At 65.9% G+C, this 1,025-nt stretch carries 1 protein-coding gene; it reads right to left on the reverse strand.

Translation table 11 applies throughout. The features are described from left to right. Nucleotides 1-23: 23 nt before the first annotated feature. Nucleotides 24-1,025 (reverse strand): N-acyl-D-amino-acid deacylase family protein (locus tag ACSFA2_RS25955; protein WP_435458196.1); only part of this gene is annotated, 1,002 nt, incomplete at its 5' end.

Below are 1,025 nucleotides of genomic sequence, written 5' to 3' on the forward strand. Positions count from 1 at the left end.
TGCTTCAATTCAGTGGCAGCGCCTCAGCTCGCCGTCTGCGGCACTTCGCGCGCCAGCACCCGCCCCGGCCGCGCCCCAGTCGAACCGCCGTCGCGCCACACGACCGCGCCGTTGACGATCACCGCCTCGATGCCGTGGGCCGGTGCAATCGGCGTTTCATACGTGGCGGCCTCGCCCACAGTGTCCGCGTCGAACAATGCCAGGTCGGCATATGCGCCTTCCTTCAGGACACCGCGGTCCTTCAGGCCGAAGTTCTTCGCGGTCAGCCCGGTCATCTTGTAGATCGCGGTTTCCAGCGGGAACAGCCCGAGCAGGCGCCCGTAGTGGCCCAGCACGCGCGGAAAGCTGCCCCACAGCCGCGGATGCGGCGCGGCATCGTGCGGCAGGCCGTCGGAGCCGATCATGGTCTGGTCGAACTTCAGGATGCGCTGCACGTCGGCCTCGTCCAACCGGAAGTAGATTCCGCCAGCGGGGCTGAGACGCCGGATCGCCTCTTCCTCGGTGACGCCCATTTCCTTTGCGATGACGTCCAGGTCGCGGCCGGCATGTTCGGGCAGCGATTTCGACCAGCTCACGATCACGCGCGAGGAGCTTGCCGCCCGGTCCGCCGACAGGATGGTGGAGCCGGCCGTGTAGGGATAGCAGTCCAGGCAGATCGGCTGGTTGGCCATGTTCTTTTCGATGAAGGACAGAGCCTCCTCCGAACGGCCATGGTTCGCCGGCCCCACCACCTTCATGTGCGAGATCACCACCTGCACCCCGACCTCGCGGCCGACGCGGAAGGTTTCTTCTAAGGAGTCGATCACCCGGTCGGCCTCGTTGCGCATGTGGGTGCAATACACGCCGTTGAAGTCTTTCAGCGGACGGCAGGTTTCGATCACCTCCTCGGTGGGCGCGGCAATCGATGGTTCGTAGAACAGGCCAGTGGATACGCCGATGGCGCCGGCCTGCAGCGCCTCCAGCACCAGTTCGCGCATGCGGGCGATCTGTTCCTGCGTCGCCGGCAGTTCGAGATCGTCCAGCGT

The organism is Variovorax cryoconiti (genome assembly GCF_051216395.1).
In the GTDB taxonomy this organism is placed as follows: domain Bacteria; phylum Pseudomonadota; class Gammaproteobacteria; order Burkholderiales; family Burkholderiaceae_C; genus Variovorax.